The organism is Phenylobacterium sp., assembly GCF_025351295.1.
Lineage (GTDB): Bacteria > Pseudomonadota > Alphaproteobacteria > Caulobacterales > Caulobacteraceae > Phenylobacterium.
The window spans coordinates 37,445-56,844 of sequence record NZ_JANXWD010000058.1; the positions used below are offsets into that span (position 1 = coordinate 37,445).

20 protein-coding genes and 2 pseudogenes are annotated in these 19,400 nt (G+C 68.5%); 18 read left to right on the forward strand and 4 right to left on the reverse strand.

The genetic code is table 11. From position 1 onward, the window contains the following. Positions 1-54 precede the first annotated feature (54 nt). A complete protein-coding gene (locus tag Q0R13_RS08895) occupies positions 55-1,557 on the reverse strand; it encodes an MFS transporter (RefSeq protein WP_293902620.1) in 1,503 nt (500 codons plus the stop codon). A gap of 266 nt (positions 1,558-1,823) precedes the next feature. Between Q0R13_RS08895 and Q0R13_RS08900 the strand changes: the two genes are divergently transcribed. The 5 genes from Q0R13_RS08900 to Q0R13_RS08920 are packed head-to-tail and all read left to right on the forward strand — an operon-like array spanning position 1,824 to position 6,714. Continuing rightward, entirely contained in the window at positions 1,824-2,720 is an 897-nt protein-coding gene (locus tag Q0R13_RS08900; protein ID WP_293902623.1) for an SMP-30/gluconolactonase/LRE family protein, read from the forward strand. After that, on the forward strand, positions 2,713-4,434 hold the full coding sequence (locus Q0R13_RS08905; RefSeq protein WP_293902626.1) for an IlvD/Edd family dehydratase: 1,722 nt from the start codon (positions 2,713-2,715) through the stop codon (positions 4,432-4,434). The genes Q0R13_RS08900 and Q0R13_RS08905 overlap by 8 nt, the downstream gene beginning before the upstream one ends. Continuing rightward, positions 4,434-5,183, forward strand: coding sequence for an SDR family oxidoreductase (locus Q0R13_RS08910; RefSeq protein WP_293902629.1), 750 nt, complete (start codon positions 4,434-4,436; stop codon positions 5,181-5,183). Before Q0R13_RS08905 ends, Q0R13_RS08910 begins: the two co-directional genes overlap by 1 nt. Next, positions 5,183-6,082 carry a 2-dehydro-3-deoxygalactonokinase gene (locus Q0R13_RS08915; protein WP_293902632.1) on the forward strand — a complete coding sequence of 300 codons (900 nt, stop codon included), beginning with the start codon at positions 5,183-5,185 and terminating at the stop codon, positions 6,080-6,082. The genes Q0R13_RS08910 and Q0R13_RS08915 overlap by 1 nt, the downstream gene beginning before the upstream one ends. Continuing rightward, entirely contained in the window at positions 6,082-6,714 is a 633-nt protein-coding gene (locus Q0R13_RS08920; RefSeq protein WP_293902635.1) for a 2-dehydro-3-deoxy-6-phosphogalactonate aldolase, read from the forward strand. Before Q0R13_RS08915 ends, Q0R13_RS08920 begins: the two co-directional genes overlap by 1 nt. A gap of 568 nt (positions 6,715-7,282) precedes the next feature. Here Q0R13_RS08920 and Q0R13_RS08925 read toward each other — a convergent pair. Beyond that, positions 7,283-7,405, reverse strand: a pseudogene (locus tag Q0R13_RS08925) (IS481 family transposase); the annotation flags it as partial. Positions 7,406-7,596: 191 nt separating this feature from the next. Between Q0R13_RS08925 and Q0R13_RS08930 the strand changes: the two are divergent. From Q0R13_RS08930 to Q0R13_RS08945, 4 genes are all read left to right on the forward strand, one after another. Further along, positions 7,597-8,457 carry a hypothetical protein gene (locus Q0R13_RS08930; protein ID WP_293902638.1) on the forward strand — a complete coding sequence of 287 codons (861 nt, stop codon included), beginning with the start codon at positions 7,597-7,599 and terminating at the stop codon, positions 8,455-8,457. Positions 8,458-8,468: 11 nt separating this feature from the next. Beyond that, positions 8,469-10,118, forward strand: coding sequence for a M23 family metallopeptidase (locus Q0R13_RS08935; RefSeq protein WP_293902641.1), 1,650 nt, complete (start codon positions 8,469-8,471; stop codon positions 10,116-10,118). 271 nt (positions 10,119-10,389) lie between these two features. Further along, the gene (locus Q0R13_RS08940) at positions 10,390-11,115 is read left to right on the forward strand and encodes a PEPxxWA-CTERM sorting domain-containing protein (protein WP_293902644.1); all 726 of its coding nucleotides are present in this window, start codon (positions 10,390-10,392) and stop codon (positions 11,113-11,115) included. A gap of 411 nt (positions 11,116-11,526) precedes the next feature. Beyond that, positions 11,527-14,478, forward strand: a complete 2,952-nt coding sequence (locus Q0R13_RS08945) for a TonB-dependent receptor (RefSeq protein WP_293902647.1) — start codon at positions 11,527-11,529, stop codon at positions 14,476-14,478. Between the two features lie 68 nt (positions 14,479-14,546). Here the strand turns inward: Q0R13_RS08945 and Q0R13_RS08950 are convergent, their stop codons facing one another. Beyond that, complete coding sequence (locus tag Q0R13_RS08950) at positions 14,547-14,795, reverse strand: DUF2164 domain-containing protein (protein ID WP_293902650.1); 249 nt, start codon at positions 14,793-14,795, stop codon at positions 14,547-14,549. A 27-nt stretch (positions 14,796-14,822) separates the two neighbouring features. Here Q0R13_RS08950 and Q0R13_RS08955 point away from each other — a divergent pair, with 27 nt between their 5' ends. The 8 genes from Q0R13_RS08955 (at position 14,823) to panB (ending at position 18,943) form a co-directional block, all read left to right on the forward strand. Continuing rightward, positions 14,823-15,170 carry an ArsC family reductase gene (locus Q0R13_RS08955; protein WP_293902653.1) on the forward strand — a complete coding sequence of 116 codons (348 nt, stop codon included), beginning with the start codon at positions 14,823-14,825 and terminating at the stop codon, positions 15,168-15,170. Between the two features lie 154 nt (positions 15,171-15,324). Further along, complete coding sequence (locus Q0R13_RS08960; RefSeq protein ID WP_293902656.1) at positions 15,325-15,792, forward strand: hypothetical protein; 468 nt, start codon at positions 15,325-15,327, stop codon at positions 15,790-15,792. Beyond that, the gene (locus tag Q0R13_RS08965; protein WP_293902659.1) at positions 15,789-16,328 is read left to right on the forward strand and encodes an RNA polymerase sigma factor; all 540 of its coding nucleotides are present in this window, start codon (positions 15,789-15,791) and stop codon (positions 16,326-16,328) included. The genes Q0R13_RS08960 and Q0R13_RS08965 overlap by 4 nt, the downstream gene beginning before the upstream one ends. Next, a complete protein-coding gene (locus Q0R13_RS08970; protein ID WP_293902662.1) occupies positions 16,315-16,641 on the forward strand; it encodes a hypothetical protein in 327 nt (108 codons plus the stop codon). The genes Q0R13_RS08965 and Q0R13_RS08970 overlap by 14 nt, the downstream gene beginning before the upstream one ends. A 105-nt stretch (positions 16,642-16,746) precedes the next feature. Next, a complete protein-coding gene (locus Q0R13_RS08975) occupies positions 16,747-17,130 on the forward strand; it encodes a DUF6249 domain-containing protein (RefSeq protein WP_293902664.1) in 384 nt (127 codons plus the stop codon). Between the two features lie 26 nt (positions 17,131-17,156). Next, a complete protein-coding gene (locus Q0R13_RS08980; protein ID WP_293902666.1) occupies positions 17,157-17,747 on the forward strand; it encodes an RNA polymerase sigma factor in 591 nt (196 codons plus the stop codon). Further along, the gene (locus tag Q0R13_RS08985) at positions 17,740-18,114 is read left to right on the forward strand and encodes a hypothetical protein (RefSeq protein ID WP_293902668.1); all 375 of its coding nucleotides are present in this window, start codon (positions 17,740-17,742) and stop codon (positions 18,112-18,114) included. The genes Q0R13_RS08980 and Q0R13_RS08985 overlap by 8 nt, the downstream gene beginning before the upstream one ends. A gap of 1 nt (position 18,115) precedes the next feature. Then, the gene (panB, locus tag Q0R13_RS08990; RefSeq protein WP_293902671.1) at positions 18,116-18,943 is read left to right on the forward strand and encodes a 3-methyl-2-oxobutanoate hydroxymethyltransferase; all 828 of its coding nucleotides are present in this window, start codon (positions 18,116-18,118) and stop codon (positions 18,941-18,943) included. Between the two features lie 30 nt (positions 18,944-18,973). On the opposite strand, the gene Q0R13_RS08995 is transcribed toward panB, so the two are convergent. Further along, entirely contained in the window at positions 18,974-19,231 is a 258-nt protein-coding gene (locus Q0R13_RS08995) for a hypothetical protein (RefSeq protein WP_293902674.1), read from the reverse strand. Positions 19,232-19,284: 53 nt separating this feature from the next. On the opposite strand from Q0R13_RS08995, the pseudogene Q0R13_RS09000 reads away from it, so the two are divergent. Beyond that, positions 19,285-19,400: pseudogene (locus Q0R13_RS09000) on the forward strand (IS630 family transposase); the annotation flags it as partial.

The following is a 19,400-nucleotide window of genomic DNA, read 5'->3' on the forward strand; positions in this document are numbered from 1 at the left end:
TGCGCCGGCGGGCGGGGCGCAAGCGCTTAGCACGTCCCGGCGTCCGCTGGCCGCTCATCCGGCCGGCGCTTCGGCCGGCGCTTCGGCAGTCGCGCCGGGCGCCAGCGCCCGCTTCCTGCGCAGCTCCGAGGCGATCTCGTCGTGGCGCGCGCGGGTGATGCCGTAGGACACGAAGATCAGCATCGAGATCACCGCGATCACAGCCGCCAGGGGCCCCCAGACCAGCACTAGGCGCACCTGCACCTCGTACGGCAGCAGGGCTCCGACCTGGTGTCCGATGTCCTTCGGGAAGCGGATCAAATCCAGAGCAACGCCCGCCAGCAGGACACCGACGCCCGTAGCAGCCTTGTTGGCGAAGCCGAGGCCGGCGAAATAGAGGCCCTCGCGCCGGCGCCCAAACAGGTGTTCATGCTCGTCCGCCGCGTCAGCCATCATGGATGGATAGGCGATGGACACGAACCCGATCCCGATGCCGGCGACGAAGGAGTTGATCTGCATGGGCAGGATCGCGGCCTGTCCGGTCGGCATGTAGAGCCCGAGCAGCCATGAGCCCTGCACCACCAGCCAGTTGGCGATCAGCAGCGACAGCCCCAGCAGCACCACGTTCCTCTTTTCCAGCCGGCGCTGGATCACCGGCGCGGCGCTCACGCCCAGAAGAATGCCCACCAGGAAGGCGTAGGTGATGAACTGGATGTCCTCACTCTTCAGGCGCCAGACGAAGACGAAGGCGTGGCTGTTCAGGGTCGCGTTCAGGCCCTGGGCCACATAGGTGATCACGGCCGAAAGGAAGAGCAGGCGGAACGACCGGTTGGCGAAGATCTCGCTGAGCTCGGTCGGCATGCGCCGCCAGATGGGCTCCGGCGTCCGCTCGGGCTGCGGCAGCGAGGCGGCGTATCGGGCGAGGCCAAGGCAGCAGGTGGACATGCAGACAAACAGGATCGCGGCCACCGTCAGGCCAAATCCCGGATAGCCGTCGGGCCTCTGCAGCCCGCCGTGGGCGAAGAAGACCGAGAAGCCGACGGCCGTGATAGCGGCGCCGGAGGCAACGCCGGCGACCGACCGGTAGACCACCACGCTGGTGCGCTCGGCGTAGCCCGTCGCCATCTCCGCGCCGAGCGCGATGTAGGGAACGTTGAACAGCGAGATGAAGCCGCGGGTGGCGACGGAGGTGACGGTCAGCCAGCCGAACAGCAGCCCCTGCCTGAGGTGAGGGGGCGGGGCGAACAGCAGGGCAATGGAGACCGTGATCAGCGGGATCGCCACCATCATCAGCGGCAGCCGCCGCCCGAGCCTGGACTTCAGATTGTCCGACCAGGACCCGACCAGCGGGTCCACCAGGGCGTCCAGTGCGAGGCCGACCGCCAGGGCCGCGCCCACCAGGACCCCGGAGAGGCCCAGGACGGCCGTGTAGTAAAAAAAGACGAAGGCGATGGCGGTGTCGAAGCCGCCGGTCTGGGCGACTTGGCCCAGGCTGTAGAACAGCTTCTGCGAGACGCTCGGGCGGACATCCGCCTCGGGATCGGCCCGGGTCGCGGCGGCGCTGTCAGACCTGTCCAAGCTTCAAAGCCCCCTATTGACGGTATGCCTAATTGAGCTTGACGCCTTATCCGGCTAGGCCCTATTTATTGACGATAATTACAATAAACGGACTGGCGAGCAAGGGGAGACTACCCCGCCGCCAGAGGGGGGACCGAGATGAGAGCCTGTCGATTTGCGGCCCTGGCCGCGGCGTCCACCATCGCCCTGATCTCCGGGAATTGACTGCCGACCCTCGCGCAGGCGCGGTTCGATGTGCAATCTGCGTCGGAGCCGGGGAGTGCTGCGTGACGAAGGCATCTGAGGTCGTCTGTGTCGTCGACAGCGCCAGCCGACTGGGCGAGGGACCGTGTTGGTCGGCGGAGGAGGGGCGGCTCTACTGGTTCGACATCAAGGGCCGGACGCTGAACTGGTACGAGCCCGTCACCGGCCAAAGCCGCTCGGCCAACCTCCAGGTTCGCGCCAGCGCCGCGGCCGTGTGCCGGCATGGCGGGCTGCTGGTGGCGACGGACCAGGGGCTTGCGCACTGGAACCCCGCCGACGAGGCGTTGCGGATCGTCACGCCGTTCGACTTCGCCCCCGGCTACCGCACCAACGACGGAAAGATCGATCCGTCCGGATGTTTCTGGTGGAGCACCATGGATGACGATGGCGGGTGTCGCCCAGGGACTCTTTATCGGACCGACCCGGAAGGGGTCACCGAGGTGATCCTGGACGACCTCCACATCCCCAACACCGTCAGTTTCAGCGCCGACGGCAAGACGCTCTATCTGGCGGACTCGCAGCTGAAGACGCTCTACGCGTGCGACCCGCAGAATCCCTTGGGCCGCACGGTTTTCGCCGACACCCGCGATGAGGCCGCCACGCCCGACGGGGGTGCGATCGACGCGGAGGGCTGTCTCTGGAACGCCCAGTGGGGTGGCTGGCGTGTGGTTCGTTATGCGCGCGATGGCCGGATCGACCGCATGATCCCCATGCCCATCGAACAGCCGACCAGCTGCGCTTTCGGCGGGCCTGATCTGGCCACCCTGTTCGTCACCAGCGCCTGGGACGGCCTGACCGAGGACGCCCGGCGCTCGCAGCCGCTGGCGGGTGGGGTCTTTGCGCTCCAGCCCGGCGTCGCGGGCCTGCCCCTGCCACTTTATGACGGCCCGATCATCGACCAGGAGCCGCCCCATGGGTAAGCCGCTGCGCAGTCAGAAGAACTTCGGCAAACTGGACCGGGACGGGTTCATCCACCGCAGCTGGATCAAGGGCACGGGGCTGCCGGAGCATGTTTTCGACGGCCGTCCGGTCATCGGCATCTGCAACACTTGGTCCGAACTGGTAACTTGCCAGTTCCACCTGCGCGACCTCGCCGAGTACGTGAAACGCGGCGTCTGGGAGGCGGGCGGCGTGCCGATCGAGTTCCCGGCCATGTCGCTGCCCGAAACCCAGATGCGGCCGACGGCCATGCTGTTTCGCAACCTCCTGGCCATGGAAGTCGAGGAGAGTATCCGCGCCAACCCCATCGACGGGGTGGTGCTGCTGGGCGGCTGCGACAAGACCACGCCTGGCCAACTGATGGGCGCGGCCAGTGTCGACCTGCCGACCATGGTGGTTTCGTCGGGACCGATGCTGAACGGCAAGTTCCGGGGACGCGATATCGGCTCGGGCACCGACGTGTGGCGCTTTTCTGAGGCGGTGAGGGCCGGCGAGATGAGCCTGGCTGACTTCATGGGCGCCGAGGCCGGCATGAGCCGCAGCCATGGAACCTGCAACACCATGGGCACGGCCTCCACCATGGCCAGTCTGATCGAGGCGCTGGGCGTCAGCTTGCCCAACAATGCGAGCCTCCCGGGCGTCGACGCCCGCCGCAAGACTCTGGCCCACCTGACCGGAAACCGGATCGTGGAGCTGGTGAAGCAAGACATTCGGCTGTCGCAGATCCTCACCCGCGAGGCGTTCGAAAACGCCATCCTGATGCACGCGGCCATCGGCGGCTCGACCAATGCGGTGGTGCACTTGCTGGCCCTGGCCGGGCGGGTCGGCCTGCCCCTCTACCTGGAGGATTTCGACCGGATCGGGCGCGAGGTCCCGCTGCTTGTCGATCTGATGCCGTCGGGGCGGTTCCTGATGGAGGACTTCTGCTACGCCGGCGGCTGCCCGGCCGTGATGAAGGAACTGGGGCCGGTGTTGCGCCGCGACGCCGTCACGGTGTCGGGGTTCGCCCAAGGGGCTATCGCGGATGCCGCCGAGGTCTGGAACCGCGAAGTGATCGGCACGCGCGAGGCGCCCGTCGGGCCGTCCTCCGGGGTCTGGGTGCTGCGTGGCAATCTCTGCCCCGACGGGGCGATCCTGAAACCCAGCGCCGCGTCGCCCGAGCTCCTGACCCACCGCGGCCGGGCGGTGGTGTTCGAGACCATCGAGGACTACCACGCCCGCATCGACGATCCCGAGCTGGAGGTCGACGCCAACTCGGTGCTGGTTCTGAAGGGCTGCGGGCCGAAGGGCTACCCGGGCATGCCTGAGGTGGGCAACATGGCCCTGCCGGCCAAGCTGCTGCGCGCGGGGGTGCGCGACATGGTGCGCATCTCCGACGCCCGGATGAGCGGCACGGCCTACGGCACGGTGATCCTGCACGTGGCGCCCGAGGCAGAGGCTGGGGGGCCGCTGGCCCTGGTGCGCGACGGCGACGAAATCGCCTTCGACGGGCCGAACCGGAGCCTCGAGCTCGTCGTCGACGCCGCCGAACTGGCCCGCCGGCGCGCTGACTGGGAGGCCGCCCGCCCGGCGCCCGCCTACAGCCGCGGCTGGGCCAAGCTTTACATCGACACCGTGCTGCAGGCCGACCGTGGCGTGGACCTGGACTTCCTGGTGGGCAAGTCGAGCGCCGACGTGACGCGCGAGTCCCACTGATGGCTTTCGCCCGGTATCCTAGCCTTAAGGATCGGGTGGTGTTCATCACCGGCGGCGCGAGCGGCATCGGCGCCAGCTTCGTCGCGCAGTTCCACGCCCAGGAGGCGAAGGTCGCCTTTGTCGACCTTCAGGCGGAGGCCGGGCGGGCTCTGGCGGACAGCCTGCCAGGCGTCTGGTTCCGGGCCCTGGACGTCACTGATGCCGCCGCCCTGACGGAGGCCATCCGGGAGGCCGCCGCAGCCCTGGGCCCGGTGACGGTGCTCGTCAACAATGTGGCCGACGACAGTCGTCATGTGGCGGCGGAGACCTCGGCCGAGGCCTGGCGAGCCGGGCTCGCGGTCAACCTCGATCCGGTCTTCCTCGCCGCCACGGCAGTCTATCCGATGATGCGAGACGCCGGCGGTGGAGCCATCGTGAACGTCGGCTCGATAAACGCGCTCTGGGGCCCGGCCGGCATGGCCGCCTACGTCGCCGCCAAGGGCGCAATCAACAGTCTGACCAAAGGCCTGGCGCGGGAATGGGGCGGCGACGGAATTCGGGTCAACGCCCTGTCGCCCGGCTGGGTGGTCACTGAGCGCCAGCTCGAACTGTGGCTGACGCCGCAGGCTGAAGCCGACTGGGCGCGCCAGGTCGCCTTGCCGGGACGGATCGCGCCCGACGACATCGCGCGCGCCGCCCTGTTCCTGGCCTCGGACGACAGCCGGATGATGACCGGCCAGAATCTCGTCGTGGACGCAGGCCGCACCTGATGGCGACCGCGACGCTGCTGGCCTGCGACTGGGGCACCACGAACCTGAGGGCCTGGACTCTCGCCGACGACGGCGAGGTGGTGGCCTCCCGCGACTTTCCGTTCGGCGTCGCCCGGCTCGCGGCGGGCGAGGCGCCGGCGCGGTTCGCGCAGGTGCGAAAGGCCCTGGGCGCGAGGGAGTTCCCAGCGATGCTCTGCGGCATGGTCGGGTCGAACCTCGGCTGGACCCTGGCGCCCTATGTCGACTGTCCCACCGGCTTCCCGGAGATCGCCGCGGGTCTGGTGGACGTCGGGGACCGGGTGCGCATCGTCCCTGGCGTGCGCGCGGCGGGATTCAATGGCCAGGGCGACGTCATGCGCGGCGAGGAGACCCAGCTCTTCGGATGGCTGGCCGCCGAGCCGGCCCGCGCGGTAGGTCGGCGGCTGATCTGTCATCCGGGAACCCACGCTAAGTGGATGGCGGTCGACGACGGCCGGCTGACCGCCTTCGTCACGGCCATGACCGGCGAACTCTTCGGCCTGCTCACGGCCCACGGCGTCCTGAAGACCGACGCGCCCGCCGACGACATGGCCGCTTTCGACGAGGGGGTGGCGGCCGCTGGCGAGGGCGACGCGCTCGCGGCGCGGCTGTTCACGGCGCGGGCGCGCGTGGTGGGCAAGGGCAAGCCGGCGGAGAGCACCGCCAGCTACCTGTCGGGCCTGCTGATCGGCGCGGACGTGGCGGCGACGTCGCGGCTGCTGGACGCAGGTGAACGCGACCCCGTGGTCCTGTTGGGCGACGTGGGCCTGTGCGGCCTCTACGCGCGGGCTCTCGCCGCGCGGGGAGTCGCCTGCGAGATTCACGACGGCGAGGCGGCGGTGCGCGCGGGACTTCTGGCCCTTTGGAAGGCGGTGGCGTGATGAAGCTCGAGCCAGCCCTGGCGGCGTGTCCGATCGTGGCAATCCTGCGCGGGATCCAACCGCACGAGGCGGTCGCGCACGCGGCGGCCCTGTTTGGCGCCGGCATTCGGGCGCTCGAGGTCCCGCTGAACTCGCCGCATCCGCTGGAAAGCGTCGCCGCGATCGCCGCCGAATTCGCCGGGCGCATGGCGGTGGGGGCGGGCACGGTGCTGACCGCCGACCAGGTCGAGGCGGTGGCGGACGTCGGCGGCGGGTTCGTCGTGTCGCCCAACACCGAGGCCGCGGTGATCCGGGCGGCGCTCGCGCGCGGCCTGGAGCCCGTGCCCGGGTTCGCCACGGCGACCGAGGCCTTCACCGCCTACGCCGCCGGCGCCCGGCGCCTGAAGCTGTTTCCGGCGGCGTCCTATGGCGTGGGCCATTTGGGGCTGCTGAAGGCCGTGCTTCCGTCGGACGCCGAGGTCTGGGCCGTGGGCGGCGTCGGGCCGTCGGACCTGTCGCGCTGGCGCGATGCGGGCGCCAGGGCCTTCGGCTTGGGCGGCGAACTTTACCGGCCGGGCCAGCAGACGGCGCGGACCGCGGAGACGGCGGCGCGCGCGGTCGCCGCATTCCGGGGCCTCGACGCCCGCGCCTGACTCTGCGAAGCGGATGGCTCCCGGCGACCTGGCCTTGATCGTCGCTGCCGGGGGCGCACGCGAATCGTGGCGGGCTCGCGACCTCCTGAGACGAGCAACGCTCATCCCGACGGGACGCGGGCTCTCCGCTTTTTGGAGCCGGCGAAGGCGCGACGGCCCGTCGACCCGGCGTGGACATGCTCGAAACGGATCGAGAAAGCAGTGAGGGCGCAAGTCCCCCGGGGTGCGGCGCTCCGCTAACGCACTGGCCCAACGGCGTCGTTGAAGAGGTCAAGCATGGCGCGCCATTGACCCGGACCGCCAAAACCTGCGCCGTTCGGACCGCGTCGGTAAGTCCCCAAGGCTGTAGCGTAACCAAGGCAGGGGGCGAGCAGGCCGAGTCGCTGCACATCGTCCAGGACACGAACCGGCTTGCGCTCCTCGTGCAAAGCGTGGGGCTTCCGCGGGACTCCGATCGACACCTGACGGTGGTGGCTCACGCGGATGACGGACGGATCGAGAGATCCGATGTCGTCGTCACTGACCGGCTCGATGTCTGACGCCAATGCCACGGCGAAGGCCGTCTGCATTAGATGTATGGTCCCGGAATGAGCTGGTGCGGGTCGATCTTGAAGATTGACGGTGTTTTGGTCCAGGCCTCGTAGATGACCTGGTAGGGCGTTCGCCAACGCCTGGCGCGGAGTCGACGGGCTTGCTTGCGAAGACGAGCTCATGGCCCTGATACCGGGGGTAGCGACGCCCCGGCGCTGGCCTCTGCCTGACGCGCCAACTCGCAACCACTCGCATCGGATCGAAGGTCGTCGCGTCTATCCGCCACGCCTGCCCCGGTCATGATCCTTCCATGGAAGCCCCGCTGGCGGGCATCGGATCAAGGGCAGGCGAATGACCGGGAAAGTCGACATCATCAGCGATCCCAACGCGACGGACAGCATCGTCGTCAATGGCAACAACGGCAATGCGCCGTTCATATCGGTGGGCGCCGGCGGGAAGCATGGCCGGGTGCTCCTGATGGATGACAACGGCAACCCCCGGGCGGTGATGCACGGCGGCACGGGCGAGTTCCAGGTCAACGGGCCGTCCAGTGCGTCTGTGGTGCTGGCCCAGGTGAAGGCGACGTTCAGCACGGCGAACGGGTTCGGCGAGGTCGGGCTGTGGCCGACGGAGAAGACGACAGCGAACAACGATCTGCACCAGGCGACGATCCATCTGCGCGGCCTGGACGGCACCATCCGCGCCGGCGGGGGTGGGCATGACGGGACCATCCTGGTGCTGGATCACGCCGGCGCCGCCCGGATCACGCTGAGCGGGGCAAGTGGCGATATCGCCATGCAGAACGCCGATTGCGCGGAGGAATTCGACGTGCCGGAGCTGGGCGGGATCGAACCCGGATCGGTGATGGCGCTGGCCGACGACGGCGGGTTGCGGCTGAGCGATGCGGCCTATGACCACCGGGTGGCCGGGGTGATCTCCGGGATCGGCGGCTATCGGCCGGGGATCCTGCTGGATCGGCGCGAAACCGGGCGGCGGCGCGCGCCGTTGGCTCTGCTGGGCAAGGTCTATTGCAAGGTCGATGCGGGACCGGGCGCGATCGCCGTGGGCGACCTGCTCACCACGTCGTCGACGCCGGGGCATGCGATGAAGGCGGCCGACCCGGCGCGGGCGTTCGGCGCGGTGCTGGGCAAGGCCCTGGCGGCGCTGCCCGCGGGATCCGGGCTGATCCCGATTCTCGTGACGCTCCAGTAGGGGAGGCGGCGATGACCCAGTTCAGCCTGCGTGCGACGGCGGGGAAATGCGGCGTGCACGCGCCGCTCTCGGTGCTGCGCGATGTGATGGTCTATGGCGGACATCGGACGACGTCAGTGGCCGCGGTGCTGGCGCAGATGGAGCAGGACTGCATCGCCCAGCCGGAGGCGCAGGCCGCGCTGATCGAGATCGGCGGGGCGGGGACGATCACCTCGGCCGTGCCGGCGCTGCCCGGCCTCAGCCTGGGCATCACGCTCGACCTGACGGTCACCAACCTGACCCAGCAGTCGGTGAACATCCAGGAGGCGCGGCTGTTGATGGTCTCGTCCGGCGGGTCGGTGCTGGGGATGGCCGGGCTGTTCGTCCCAGGCGCGATGTTCGAGGACGCGGTGGTGCCGCTGCCGCTGGGCTCGACGCAGGCGGACAGCCTGGTGCTGACCAGCGGCACGCCGTTGTCGGGAGACACCAATCCGTTCAGCTTCGTGGTCTCGATCCATGCGGTGGCGGCGGACGGGACGCGGCAGCATCTGCTGCGACGCGTGCCGATCCGGCGGGCCGGGTTCGCGGAGCCGGAGAATATCGCGACGCCCTCGCCGGTGTTTGTCGGGCTGTGGAACCGGCCGGTCGAGGTCTTTCCGGCCTTTCATGACGGCGCGCCGGTGCAGTGGCTGCAACTGGCGGGCGATGTGATCAACCTGGCGCGCTCCACCGTGCAGGTGACGATCGACAATCTCAGGGTGCGTCTGTTCTCGGAACTGTCCGACACGCCGGACCTCGATATCAATCCGCCAAAATGGTTCTTCAACCGGGACGGGACGCTGGTTCCGCCGAACCCGGACGGGCGGGTCCCGCTGAAGGGCGCGTTTGCGGGGTTCGTGGCCGGCGTGCCGGTGACGATGACCGGGGTGCGGCCGACCCTGCGGGTCGATCTGCTCTACACGCTGACGGAGGGCGGCAAGACGACCCAGGGCCAGGCGGGCATGGTGGTTCCGGTGGCGGAGATGTCGCCGGCGATCCTGGCGCCACCGCTGAAATCGCCGGCGACGGGGCTGTGGCAATGGGGCAATGCGCCGGATCACGTCACCTTTACCGACCAGAGCGGCAGCCCGACGGGTACGGACAGCCACGGCAATATCGGCGAACGCTACTGCTATGACATCCTGATGGTGCAGCAGCCCGGCGGGCCGACATTCGCCGGCACGTGCGTGGCCAACCCGGACGGGACGCACAGCGGGTCCTGCACCCTGAATGTCGAGTTCTACGCCTACAAGCAGCCCGTGTTCGCGGCCAAGGCAGGCAAGGTGGTGCTGGTGCAGGATGGGATGCCGGAGCATTTCGGCTTCAACCGCAACCCGGCGGTGGGCGTTGGGAATTTCGTGATGATCGATCATGGCGACGGGAGCTTCGCGGGGTATTTCCATCTCGTGCCCGGCAGCGTGCTGGTGAGCCTCGCGCCGGGGATGAACAGCGTGGCGGTGGGGCAACAGATCGGGCAGGTCGGGAATTCGAACGGCTCGAGCGAACCGCACCTGCATTTCGGCTACTCGGTCGTCCATCCGACCGGCCGCGCGACGGGTGGCGCGGTGGCGTTCAAGGGCCTCACGGCCATGGACGGCACGCCGGTGACGGCGATCCCGGGATTCGGCTGGTACAAGAGTTGAGGCGAGGGGCACGGCGGCTTGCCCGCGTCCGACGCTCGCCAGCATTCAAACGCCCCGCAAAAAGATCGCCAACTCTACCTATTCAGGTAGCGCGCCGCGCGCCGAGCTCGGTGACCATGGATGTCGACCTGGATGCGACGACGACAACCATGACCATGAGGTTCGGTATTGCAGCGGCGGCGCCTGACCGGTCGGTCGACGTGAGGCCCCGTCGCCGGCTGCATGCCCCGAATGAACCGCCGGTTGCCCCGGCCATCGAACGGAGACCCTGATGCGCACCGCCATCCTGCTGGCATCTCTCGCCGCGCTCGTCATTCCGGGCGCCGCCAACGCGTCCCTGGTTGTCACGAGATTCGACAACGTCGCCGCCGGCATCGCCGCCTTCGGCGCCTCCGCCCCGCTCCTGACCTGGACGAACGTGTTCGCCAGTCCGGGCGCGTGGACAAGCGGCGTCTTCGGCGGATCCTCGGTGGTGTCCTTTTCGGCCACGGACGCCCTGACCGGAAGCACGGTCTCCAGCCGGTCGGGAAGCCTCTACATCACGAACTGGCTCGACGGGCCGGGCTTCAGCGCGGGTTCCGCCGCCACCCCCGATCTGGCGATCAGCGGCGAAGAGGATTTCGTGCTGACCTTTGCCCGGGCCGTCAACCGCATCGGCTTTGCCGTGTCGACAGGCGTCAGCCTGTTGCCCAGCGAAGTCCGCAACACCGGATCGGCCTTCGACGTGGCCACCGACACGACCAGCGCCGGCGCGTTCACCTTGAACGATCCGGGCCACGGCGCGGTGGCGTGGATCGAGATCTCAAGCCTCGAACCGTTCAGATCCATCACCTTTACCGAGGACGCGTTGGGTGGAGACGGCATCTGGGACCAGTATTTCGGCAATGTCGTTACGGCCGGCGTCCCCGAACCAGCCGGCTGGACGATGCTGATCGCCGGGTTCGGACTGATTGGGGCGGGGATGCGACGGCGCGCGGCGCGCCTTGCGGGCGCGTAGGAGGCTTCCGCGACGGTGGCGTTCGGGGCAGCGCGTCGGCCAGGTCGTCCTGACGTCCCGCGTCCCCCCGACAACCTGGCGCCGGCGCCCGGTCATAACCGAGCGCGAGCAGGCGATTGGAGCGTCAGCCCGCTTACGCGGCCTTCTCGAACAGCTCATCGCGAATCTGGTCCATCGGCGCGTAACTCCAGACGCCGCCTCCTCGCGCCGGCTCCTTTGAAGTTGTTCACGGTCACCGCCGCCACGTCTGCGGCTCTCTCAAGCGCCGCGCGTCAGGCGTTCTGCTCACGCGAACAGGTTTTCGTGGAACAGGGATGGCGCACATCACCGGCCGATGACATCCTGGGAAATCAAAGCGTCAACTCAGTCAGAATTCTGACGAGCACGCCAATTCCTGGGGAGGAAAACCGAATGCTGAAATCACGTTATCTCAATGGCGCATCCGCCGTCGTGTTTGCCATCACAGCGGTGGTCGCTGGCGCCGCCCGGGCGCAGACCGCCGCCGATAAGCCCACCTCGGTCGAGGAGGTCGTGGTCACCGGCTCATTCATCGCCGGCACGCCCAAGGACACCGCCATTCCGGTGGCGGTCATCGGCCAGGCTGAGATCGAACGGCGAGGGTCGCCGTCGGTGCTGGAACTGATCAAGGGGCTGCCGATCAGCGGTCCGGTGCTGGGCGATTCGAACCAGTTCTCCACCGCCGCGCAGGGACGCTCGGGCGGCGGCACCATCAACATCCGCGGCCTGGGACCGGCGCGCACGCTGGTGCTGATGAACGGCAAGCGCTTCGCCGGCTATACGGCCGACACCAATCTGCTGCCCGTCGCCGCCATCGGCCGGGTTGAGATCCTCAAGGACGGGGCCGCGGCGACCTATGGTTCGGACGCGATCGCCGGCGTCGCCAACTTCATCACCCGCAAGGATTTCTCCGGGCTCGAGACCCAGGCGGACTATCGCTATGTGCCGGGCTCGAAGGGCGACTACACGGCCAGCATCCTCTACGGGTGGGTCGGCGACACCTCGAACATCCTGGTCAGCCTTGGCTACCAGCACCGTTCCGAACTCTCTGACACGGATCGCGGCTTCACCAAGACGCCCTACCTGACCAACCCGTCGGGCTGGTCGGTGCTGGGCAACCCCGGCGCGTTCACCATTCGGGGCGGCGCCGCCGGCACCACGCCCCTCGGCTTCGCGGTCGATGCCAACTGCAGCGCGGTCGGCGGCTTCGCCGGCTTCACCGGCAACACCCCCGCTTGCTACTTCACCTATGTGAACTTCGACAATCTGGTCGAGCGGGAAGACCGTTACCAGGCCTACGCCGAGTTCAACTCCGACGTCGGCGACAAGGCAAAGTTCCACGTCGAGGGCCTCTATTCCCAGACCTCGATCCCCGCGATCCGGTTCTCGCCCGGCTATCCGGAAACCTCGGGTCCCAACGGCCCGGGCAGCGTCAACGTGTTCAGCGTTCCCTCCAGCAACCCCGGCTTCAACACCTTCCTGCAGCAAACCGGCAACGGCGCGCTTGTCGGCGTGGCGACCAACGCCCTGGCGACCCTCTGGCGGCCGTTCGCCAATGGCGGCAACAACTCGACCGGCGGCCTCGGCGGCCAGAAGGGCAGCCGCAAGTACGAGGAGATCCGGATCTCGGCCGACCTGAAGGGCGACAGCGGCTTCTACGGCATCGGCTATGACCTCGGCGTCACCTACATCAGCGAGCGGCAGAACCAGCAGACCACCGACATCCTGATCGACCGCCTGCAACGGGCATTGAACGGCCTTGGCGGGCTCGGCTGCACGGGCAACACCCCCGGCGCCAATGGCTGCCAGTACTACAACCCGTTCTCCAACGCCTATCCCAGCAACCCGGCGCTGGGGCTGACCAATCCGGGCTATGTCTCGGCCAACGCCAACGATCCGAAGCTGGTGGCCTCGCTGTTCGACCGGCAGAGGTTCATCGCCAACCAGGAGACCTTCGTCGTCGACGCGGTGGTCAATGGCAAGCTGCCGATCACCCTGCCGGGCGGCGGCGTGGGCTGGGCGGTCGGGGGTCAGTACCGCAACATCACCTACCATCAGGAAATCGGCAGCCCGTTCTACAACGCCCAGATCACGCCTTGCCCGGTGGTTGGGGTCACCAACTGCGCGTTCAAGACCGGCCCCTATATCTTCCTGGGCCAGAACATCCCGCTGCGCCTTGACCAGCACGTCTACGCCCTGTTCGGCGAACTGAACCTGCCGGTCACCGACGCCATCAACGCCCAGCTCTCGGCGCGTTACGAGGACTACGGCGGCGCGACCGGTTCCACGTTCAATCCGGAAGCGCGGTTGAAGTGGCAGATCATGGACGGCATCGCCCTGCGGGGCTCGATCGGCACCTCCTTCCGCGGCCCGACGTCGACGAACGTGGCGCCGACCGGTGTCACGGGCCTGTCCGGCATCGCCGCCGCGGGCAATAACTTCAAGTCGGTCGACTTCTTCGGCAACCCGAACGTGGGGCCGGAAAAGGCCTTCACCTACAGCGTCGGGACCATCCTGAAGTACGGCAACCTCACCGCCACGGCCGACTACTGGCGCTATCGCGTCAGGGACCAGATTGTCTCCGTGCCCGCCAACGTCATCGCCAGCGCGGTAGCTGGCACCGGCAATGGCAGTCAGCTGGCCAACTGCGCCAGCGCAGTGCGCAGCCTGATCACCTTCAACAACAACAATGCCTGCACCCAGGGCGTGACGGTGGGCAACGACATCGCCCGTATCAGGTCCGACACCACCAACGGTCCGACCATCAAGACCGACGGCATCGACGTGGACGTCACCTACCGCTTCGACGACCTGATGGGCGGGTCGCTCGATCTGGGGGCGAACGTCAGCTACGTCCTTCACTACAAGCAGGCCGCCTTCGTGTTCGGCGGCGTCACCGTGTCGCCGGCCTATGAAGCGGCGGGTTTCACCAACTACAACCGCCTGCCGGGCACCATCCCCGACTGGCGCGGGCAGTTCTACGCCGACTACACCTACGGCGCGCACAACCTGCGCTGGACGATCAACTACATCGACGGCGCCGACGACGACCGCGGGCCGACCACCGTCCAGACCGGCCCGTCCAGCAATTGCAACGTCGCCAACGCCCAGGCCGGCACGGCGACCAACTGCAAGCTGACGACCTTCGGCCTGCGGGTTCATGCGTTCATCACCCATGACCTAACCTACCGCTGGGCCATGCCGAACGACCTGACCCTGACGGCGTCGGTGCTCAACGTGCTCGACGAGGATCCGTCGAGCGCGCGCCTCGAGCTCAGCTACGACCCGTTCGTCGGCAATCCGCTCGGCCGCTCCGTCAAGGTGGGCGTGAAGAAGAAGTTCTAGACCGAGGCCCATCTTCGTTTCGACCTGCGCCGCTCCTGCAAAGGGGCGGCGCTTTTCGTTGGGGGGACCTAGCGCTTTACGGCCTGCTCAAGCCCCAGGATCGCCTCGCCGATCTCGTCGGTCTTCTTCGCCAGGATGGCCTGGGCGTCATATAGGCCTTGATTGTAGAAATGCGGCCCGACGGTCTCGGTAATGAAGTCCAGGAGGAAGACGGCGTCGAATCCGTTCACTTCCACGTCCAGGTCGTCCTTGAGGTATTTCGACAGCGCCCTGGCCAGGGCGTCGCGGCTGTCCTTGGGGAGTTCGATCTTCACCATGCTGACTTTGCCCTGAAGGAGGCCACGATGGCCGCGACGCTGTACGGCATCAAGACCTGCGACACGATGAAGAAGGCCTGGACCTGGTTGGACCGGCACGGCGTGGCCTACGCCTTCCACGACTACAAGAAGGCCGGCATCGACCGCGCCACCCTGGAGGCCTGGGCCGGCAAGGTGGGCTGGGAGGTGCTGCTCAACCGGGCCGGCACGACGTTCAGGAAGCTGCCGGACGCCGACCGGCAGGGGATCGATGAGGCCAGGGCCATCGACCTGATGCTGGCCCAGCCCTCGATGATCAAGCGGCCGGTGCTGGACGTGGACGGCCGGCTCTATGTGGGGTTCAAGCCCGACACCTATGCGGATCTCGCCAGCTGAGGCAGTGTCGGCCGATGGCGCAGGTTCGCTACATCGTCGACGACGTGGAGGCCGCCGTGGCCTGAGCGATTCTGCATCCGATCGCGGGACCGGCGGCGACTAGGGGCAAAGGAAGGCGGGGATGGCCCCGGCTTCGCCTCGGAGCTTCCCCACGATGGCCGGTTTCTTTTTCAGCTTCTGGTGGCTGCTGTTCCCCATCGGCTTCTTCGTCTTCGGCGCCTGGGACCGGTGGCTGTCCTATCAGCGCAGCAAGGACCGGCTGGACCTGCTGCGCACCTACACCGCCCAGGGCAAGGACCCGCCCCCGGAACTGCTTCGCGCCCTGCGCGAGGACGAGATCGGCGACGCACCCCCGGGGGCCCCACCCTTCGACCCCTATGACCGCTACAGCCGCCGCTATGCGCGCCGCTATTACCGCGGTTACTGGCGCTCGGGCCCCTATGGCGCGTGGCGCGGGGCGATCGTCACCGGGGCGGTGGCGGCCGGGTTCTGGTTCACCGCTGAGTACGCCGACGTCCCGGGGCTCGACTGGCCCTTCCGGCTGGTGGCGATCATCATGACCTGCGTCGCGGTCGGCAACCTGGCCGTGGCGGTGCTGGCCACGGTGTTCCGGGGCCGATGAGCCTCGAAGGCCTGGATCTGGCGATGGTCGAAGCCGCCCAGGCGGGATCGACCAGCGCCTTCGCGCGCCTGGTGGACCGCCACCAGCAGCCGCTCCGGGCCTTCCTGCGCCGCACCTGCGGCGACTGGGCGATGGCCGACGACCTGGCGCAGGAGACCTTCCTCACCGCATGGTCGCGGATCGGGGCGCTGAAGGCCGGGGCCAGCGTGCGCGCCTGGCTGTGCGGTATCGGCTATAACAAACACCTGACCGCCCTTCGCTCGCGCGGCCGCGAGCGGGCGCGGGAGAGGACCTACGCGGCCGAAAATCCGCCATCCGGCCCGTCCATGACGGGCGAGCGGCTGGCGCTAGAAGCCGCCATGGCCGAGCTGCCGCCGGACCAGCGCGCCTGCGTGGCGTTGTGCCTGGCGGCGGATTTCAGCCACGCGGAGGCCGCCGACGCGTTCGGCTTGCCGCTGGGCACGGTTAAGAGCCACGTAGCGCGGGGCCGGGCGCGGCTGCTGCAAGTTCTGGGAGGTTCCGATGCCAGATCCTGACAAGACCGACGCTGACGACCGGATGAAGGCGCTGTTCGCGCAGGATCAGCCCCCCGCCCGCGACCCGCTGTTCTCCGCTGCGGTGATGGTTCGGATCGCGCGCCGCCGTTTCCAGGCGGACGTCGCCATGCTGGCCTGCGTCACGGGGGTCGGCGGCCTGGTGCTGTGGGGCCTGTGGCCCACCCTGTCGCCAACCCTCATCGCCCTGTCGCAGGGCCTGGCCCCGGTGGCGGCCTGCCTGACCCTGGCGGCGATCGTCACCGTCCCGCTGATGGGCGGCCGCCCGGGCGCGGCGCTGGGTCTTGAATCATGACCAAGCTTTCATCCGGTATTCTGCATCTGATGATGGGGCGCCGCGGCTCTCATCATCAGAAACGGGCCGATCCCGTCCCCTGAATCCTGGAGAGGAAAACATTCCATGGAACCGGTCTTCATCGTCCTGATCATCTTCGGATCCATTGCATCGCTGTTCCTGGTGCCGCGCTACCTGAAGAGCGTCGAGCGCCAGCGGATGGCCGAGACGCTGCGTCTCGCCATCGAGAAGGGCCAGCCGCTGCCGACCGAGATCATCGACGCGATGTCCAGCAACGTCCGCGCCCCCGGCCTGCCGCCGTCGCCGCAGCGCGACCTGCGGATCGGCATCATCTGGCTGGGGGTCGGCGTCGGCTTCGCGGCCCTGGGCCTCACCCTTAGCTTCGAGGAACCCGACGCGCTGTTCCCGTTCCTGGGCGTGGCCTCGTTCCCGATCTTCATCGGCCTGGCGTTCATCGCGCTGGGCCTGCTGAACCGGCCGAAGTCCTAAGCCGCGCCGGACGGGGGAACAGGCCCATGTCGGGCGCACCACAATCCAGCTTCGCCAGCCTGCACGACGTGGAGCTCTGCGCCTACGCCGCGGCCGGCGAGCGGCGCGCCTTCGGGGAGCTGGTGCGCCGGCACGGCTCGGCCGTGAGAGGGTTACTGCGCCGGATGGGGGCCCAGGCGGCCGAGGCCGACGACACCGCCCAGGACGCCTTCCTGGCGGCGTTCGAGCGGATCGCCGAGTTCCGCGGCGAGGGCACCTTCGCGGGCTGGGTGAAGAAGATCGCGGCCCGGCAGTACCTGCGCCGCCTGCAGCGCGACCGCCGGCTCACCGCGCTGCCAGAGGGGGTGGACGAGGCGGCCGACGCCACGGCCCGGGACGCCGATCACCGCATCGACCTGGACGAGGGCCTGAAGAGCCTCTCCGACGCCGAGCGGCTCTGCGTCTCCATGTGCTACGGCGCGGGCCTGTCCCATGGCGAAGCGGCCGAGGCCTTGAACCTGCCGCTTGGAACGGTCAAATCACATGTCAAACGTGGTCTGGAAAAGCTCAGAGCGCGACTGGCGCCGGACGCCAAGGCCGGCGGCGTCGATCTGGAAGGTAGGCGTGGCAATGGCTGAGCTCGATTTCGAACGCCGCCTGGAGCGCCTGTTCGCCGAGGCGCCCGACCTGCCCGACGCCCAGGCGTTCGCCGAGCGGATCGAGCGGCGGCTGGATCGCGGCTGGACGGCGCGGCGCTGGCTGATCGGCGCGGCGGGGGTGACCGGCGGGGTCATCGGCGCCAGCCAGCTCTTCATGTCCAATGTCTTCGAGCGGGTGCAGACCGCCGAACAGTCGGCCCGGGTGCTAGGCCAGGGCCTTTCGCGCGTCACGCCATCGACAGACATGGTTTCGGCGCTTTCGGGCGGCTATGGGCTGTGGATCGCCGTGGGCCTGGCCGTGGTCACCATGGGGTTCGTCGTCTCGCGGGTGATCGAGGAGATCTAGCTTGTCCAGTCATCGCCAGGACGCGCTGCGCCGGGTCACCGCGCCGGACATCGCCGCGCGCAAGGGCGGTGTGCCGCTGGTCTGCCTGACCGCCTACACCGCGCCGATGGCGGAACTGCTGGACGCGCACTGTGACCTGCTGCTGGTGGGCGACAGCGTCGGCATGGTGGTCCACGGCCTGCCCAACACGCTCGGCGTTACCCTGGAGATGATGATCCTGCACGGCCAGGCGGTGATGCGCGGCTCCAGGCGCGCCATGGTGGTCATCGACCTCCCGTTCGGCTCGTACGAGGGCTCGCCCGAGATCGCCTACGCCAACGCCGCGCGGGTGATGAAGGAGACCGGCTGCAGCGCGGTCAAGGTCGAGACCGGCCCGGCCGTGGCCCAGAACATCGACTACCTGGTCAAGCGCGGCATCCCCGTCGTCGGCCACGTGGGCCTGCGGCCCCAGGCGGTGATGGTCGACGGCGCCTTCAAGGCCAAGGGCCGCGGCGAGGACGAGCGCCGCCGCATTGTCGAGGAGGCCCGCGCCACCGCCGACGCCGGCGCCTTCGCCATCGTCGTCGAGGGCGTCGCCGAGGGCCTGGCGCGCGAGATCACCCTGGCCGTCCAGGTCCCCACCATCGGCATCGGCGCCTCGGTCGGCTGCGACGGCCAGATCCTGGTCACCGACGACATGCTGGGTCTGTTCGACTGGACCCCCAAGTTCGTCCGCCGCTACGCCGACCTGCGCGGCGAGATCGGCCGCGCCGTGGCGGCCTACGCCGACGACGTGCGCGCGCGCAGGTTCCCCGGGCCGGCGGAGATCTACTTCGCGAAGGCGGGGTAGGGGGCGGGGCGCCTGCGCATCTGCCGCCCCTCAGAAGTTCGGCTTCGCCGCGCCGACCTCACACGTGAAGTTTGCGCCGCCAATGACGAGGGGCGGGCGGCCGGGACCGGCGCTGACGCTCCACCGGTGCACCAGGTTCATCGCGCCGGTCGCGCGCGACACGATGTAGATGTAGGTCGCCGGCGGCGTCCCATGGGAGAATTCATAGCGCGCTTCGCTGATTGAAACCGGGACGCTACGCGTGCCGTTCCCATCCGATACAGTCTTCGCGTCGGTGTCCAGGATCACGGTCTTGAAGGCGGCGTTGTTGTCCGGACGCCGACACCCACGGCATGCAGCAGCATCTCGACGAGATCGCCGCCAACGTCAGCCCCCACGCCCACGCCGTCCTCGTCCTCGATCAGGCCGGCTGGCACACCACCGCCAAGCTCAAGGTCCCGGGCAACATCACCCTCCT

Bases quoted from the DNA above. Each gene is read 5' to 3' on its own strand.
- Q0R13_RS08905 (WP_293902626.1), top strand. From the start codon at position 2,713: ATGGGTAAGCCGCTGCGCAGTCAGAAGAACTTCGGCAAACTGGACCGG.
- Q0R13_RS08910 (WP_293902629.1), top strand. From the start codon at position 4,434: ATGGCTTTCGCCCGGTATCCTAGCCTTAAGGATCGGGTGGTGTTCATC.
- Q0R13_RS08915 (WP_293902632.1), top strand. From the start codon at position 5,183: ATGGCGACCGCGACGCTGCTGGCCTGCGACTGGGGCACCACGAACCTG.
- Q0R13_RS08920 (WP_293902635.1), top strand. From the start codon at position 6,082: ATGAAGCTCGAGCCAGCCCTGGCGGCGTGTCCGATCGTGGCAATCCTG.
- Q0R13_RS08930 (WP_293902638.1), top strand. From the start codon at position 7,597: ATGACCGGGAAAGTCGACATCATCAGCGATCCCAACGCGACGGACAGC.
- Q0R13_RS08935 (WP_293902641.1), top strand. From the start codon at position 8,469: ATGACCCAGTTCAGCCTGCGTGCGACGGCGGGGAAATGCGGCGTGCAC.
- Q0R13_RS08940 (WP_293902644.1), top strand. From the start codon at position 10,390: ATGCGCACCGCCATCCTGCTGGCATCTCTCGCCGCGCTCGTCATTCCG.
- Q0R13_RS08945 (WP_293902647.1), top strand. From the start codon at position 11,527: ATGCTGAAATCACGTTATCTCAATGGCGCATCCGCCGTCGTGTTTGCC.
- Q0R13_RS08950 (WP_293902650.1), bottom strand. From the start codon at position 14,795: ATGGTGAAGATCGAACTCCCCAAGGACAGCCGCGACGCCCTGGCCAGG.
- Q0R13_RS08955 (WP_293902653.1), top strand. From the start codon at position 14,823: ATGGCCGCGACGCTGTACGGCATCAAGACCTGCGACACGATGAAGAAG.
- Q0R13_RS08960 (WP_293902656.1), top strand. From the start codon at position 15,325: ATGGCCGGTTTCTTTTTCAGCTTCTGGTGGCTGCTGTTCCCCATCGGC.
- Q0R13_RS08965 (WP_293902659.1), top strand. From the start codon at position 15,789: ATGAGCCTCGAAGGCCTGGATCTGGCGATGGTCGAAGCCGCCCAGGCG.
- Q0R13_RS08970 (WP_293902662.1), top strand. From the start codon at position 16,315: ATGCCAGATCCTGACAAGACCGACGCTGACGACCGGATGAAGGCGCTG.
- Q0R13_RS08975 (WP_293902664.1), top strand. From the start codon at position 16,747: ATGGAACCGGTCTTCATCGTCCTGATCATCTTCGGATCCATTGCATCG.
- Q0R13_RS08980 (WP_293902666.1), top strand. From the start codon at position 17,157: ATGTCGGGCGCACCACAATCCAGCTTCGCCAGCCTGCACGACGTGGAG.
- Q0R13_RS08985 (WP_293902668.1), top strand. From the start codon at position 17,740: ATGGCTGAGCTCGATTTCGAACGCCGCCTGGAGCGCCTGTTCGCCGAG.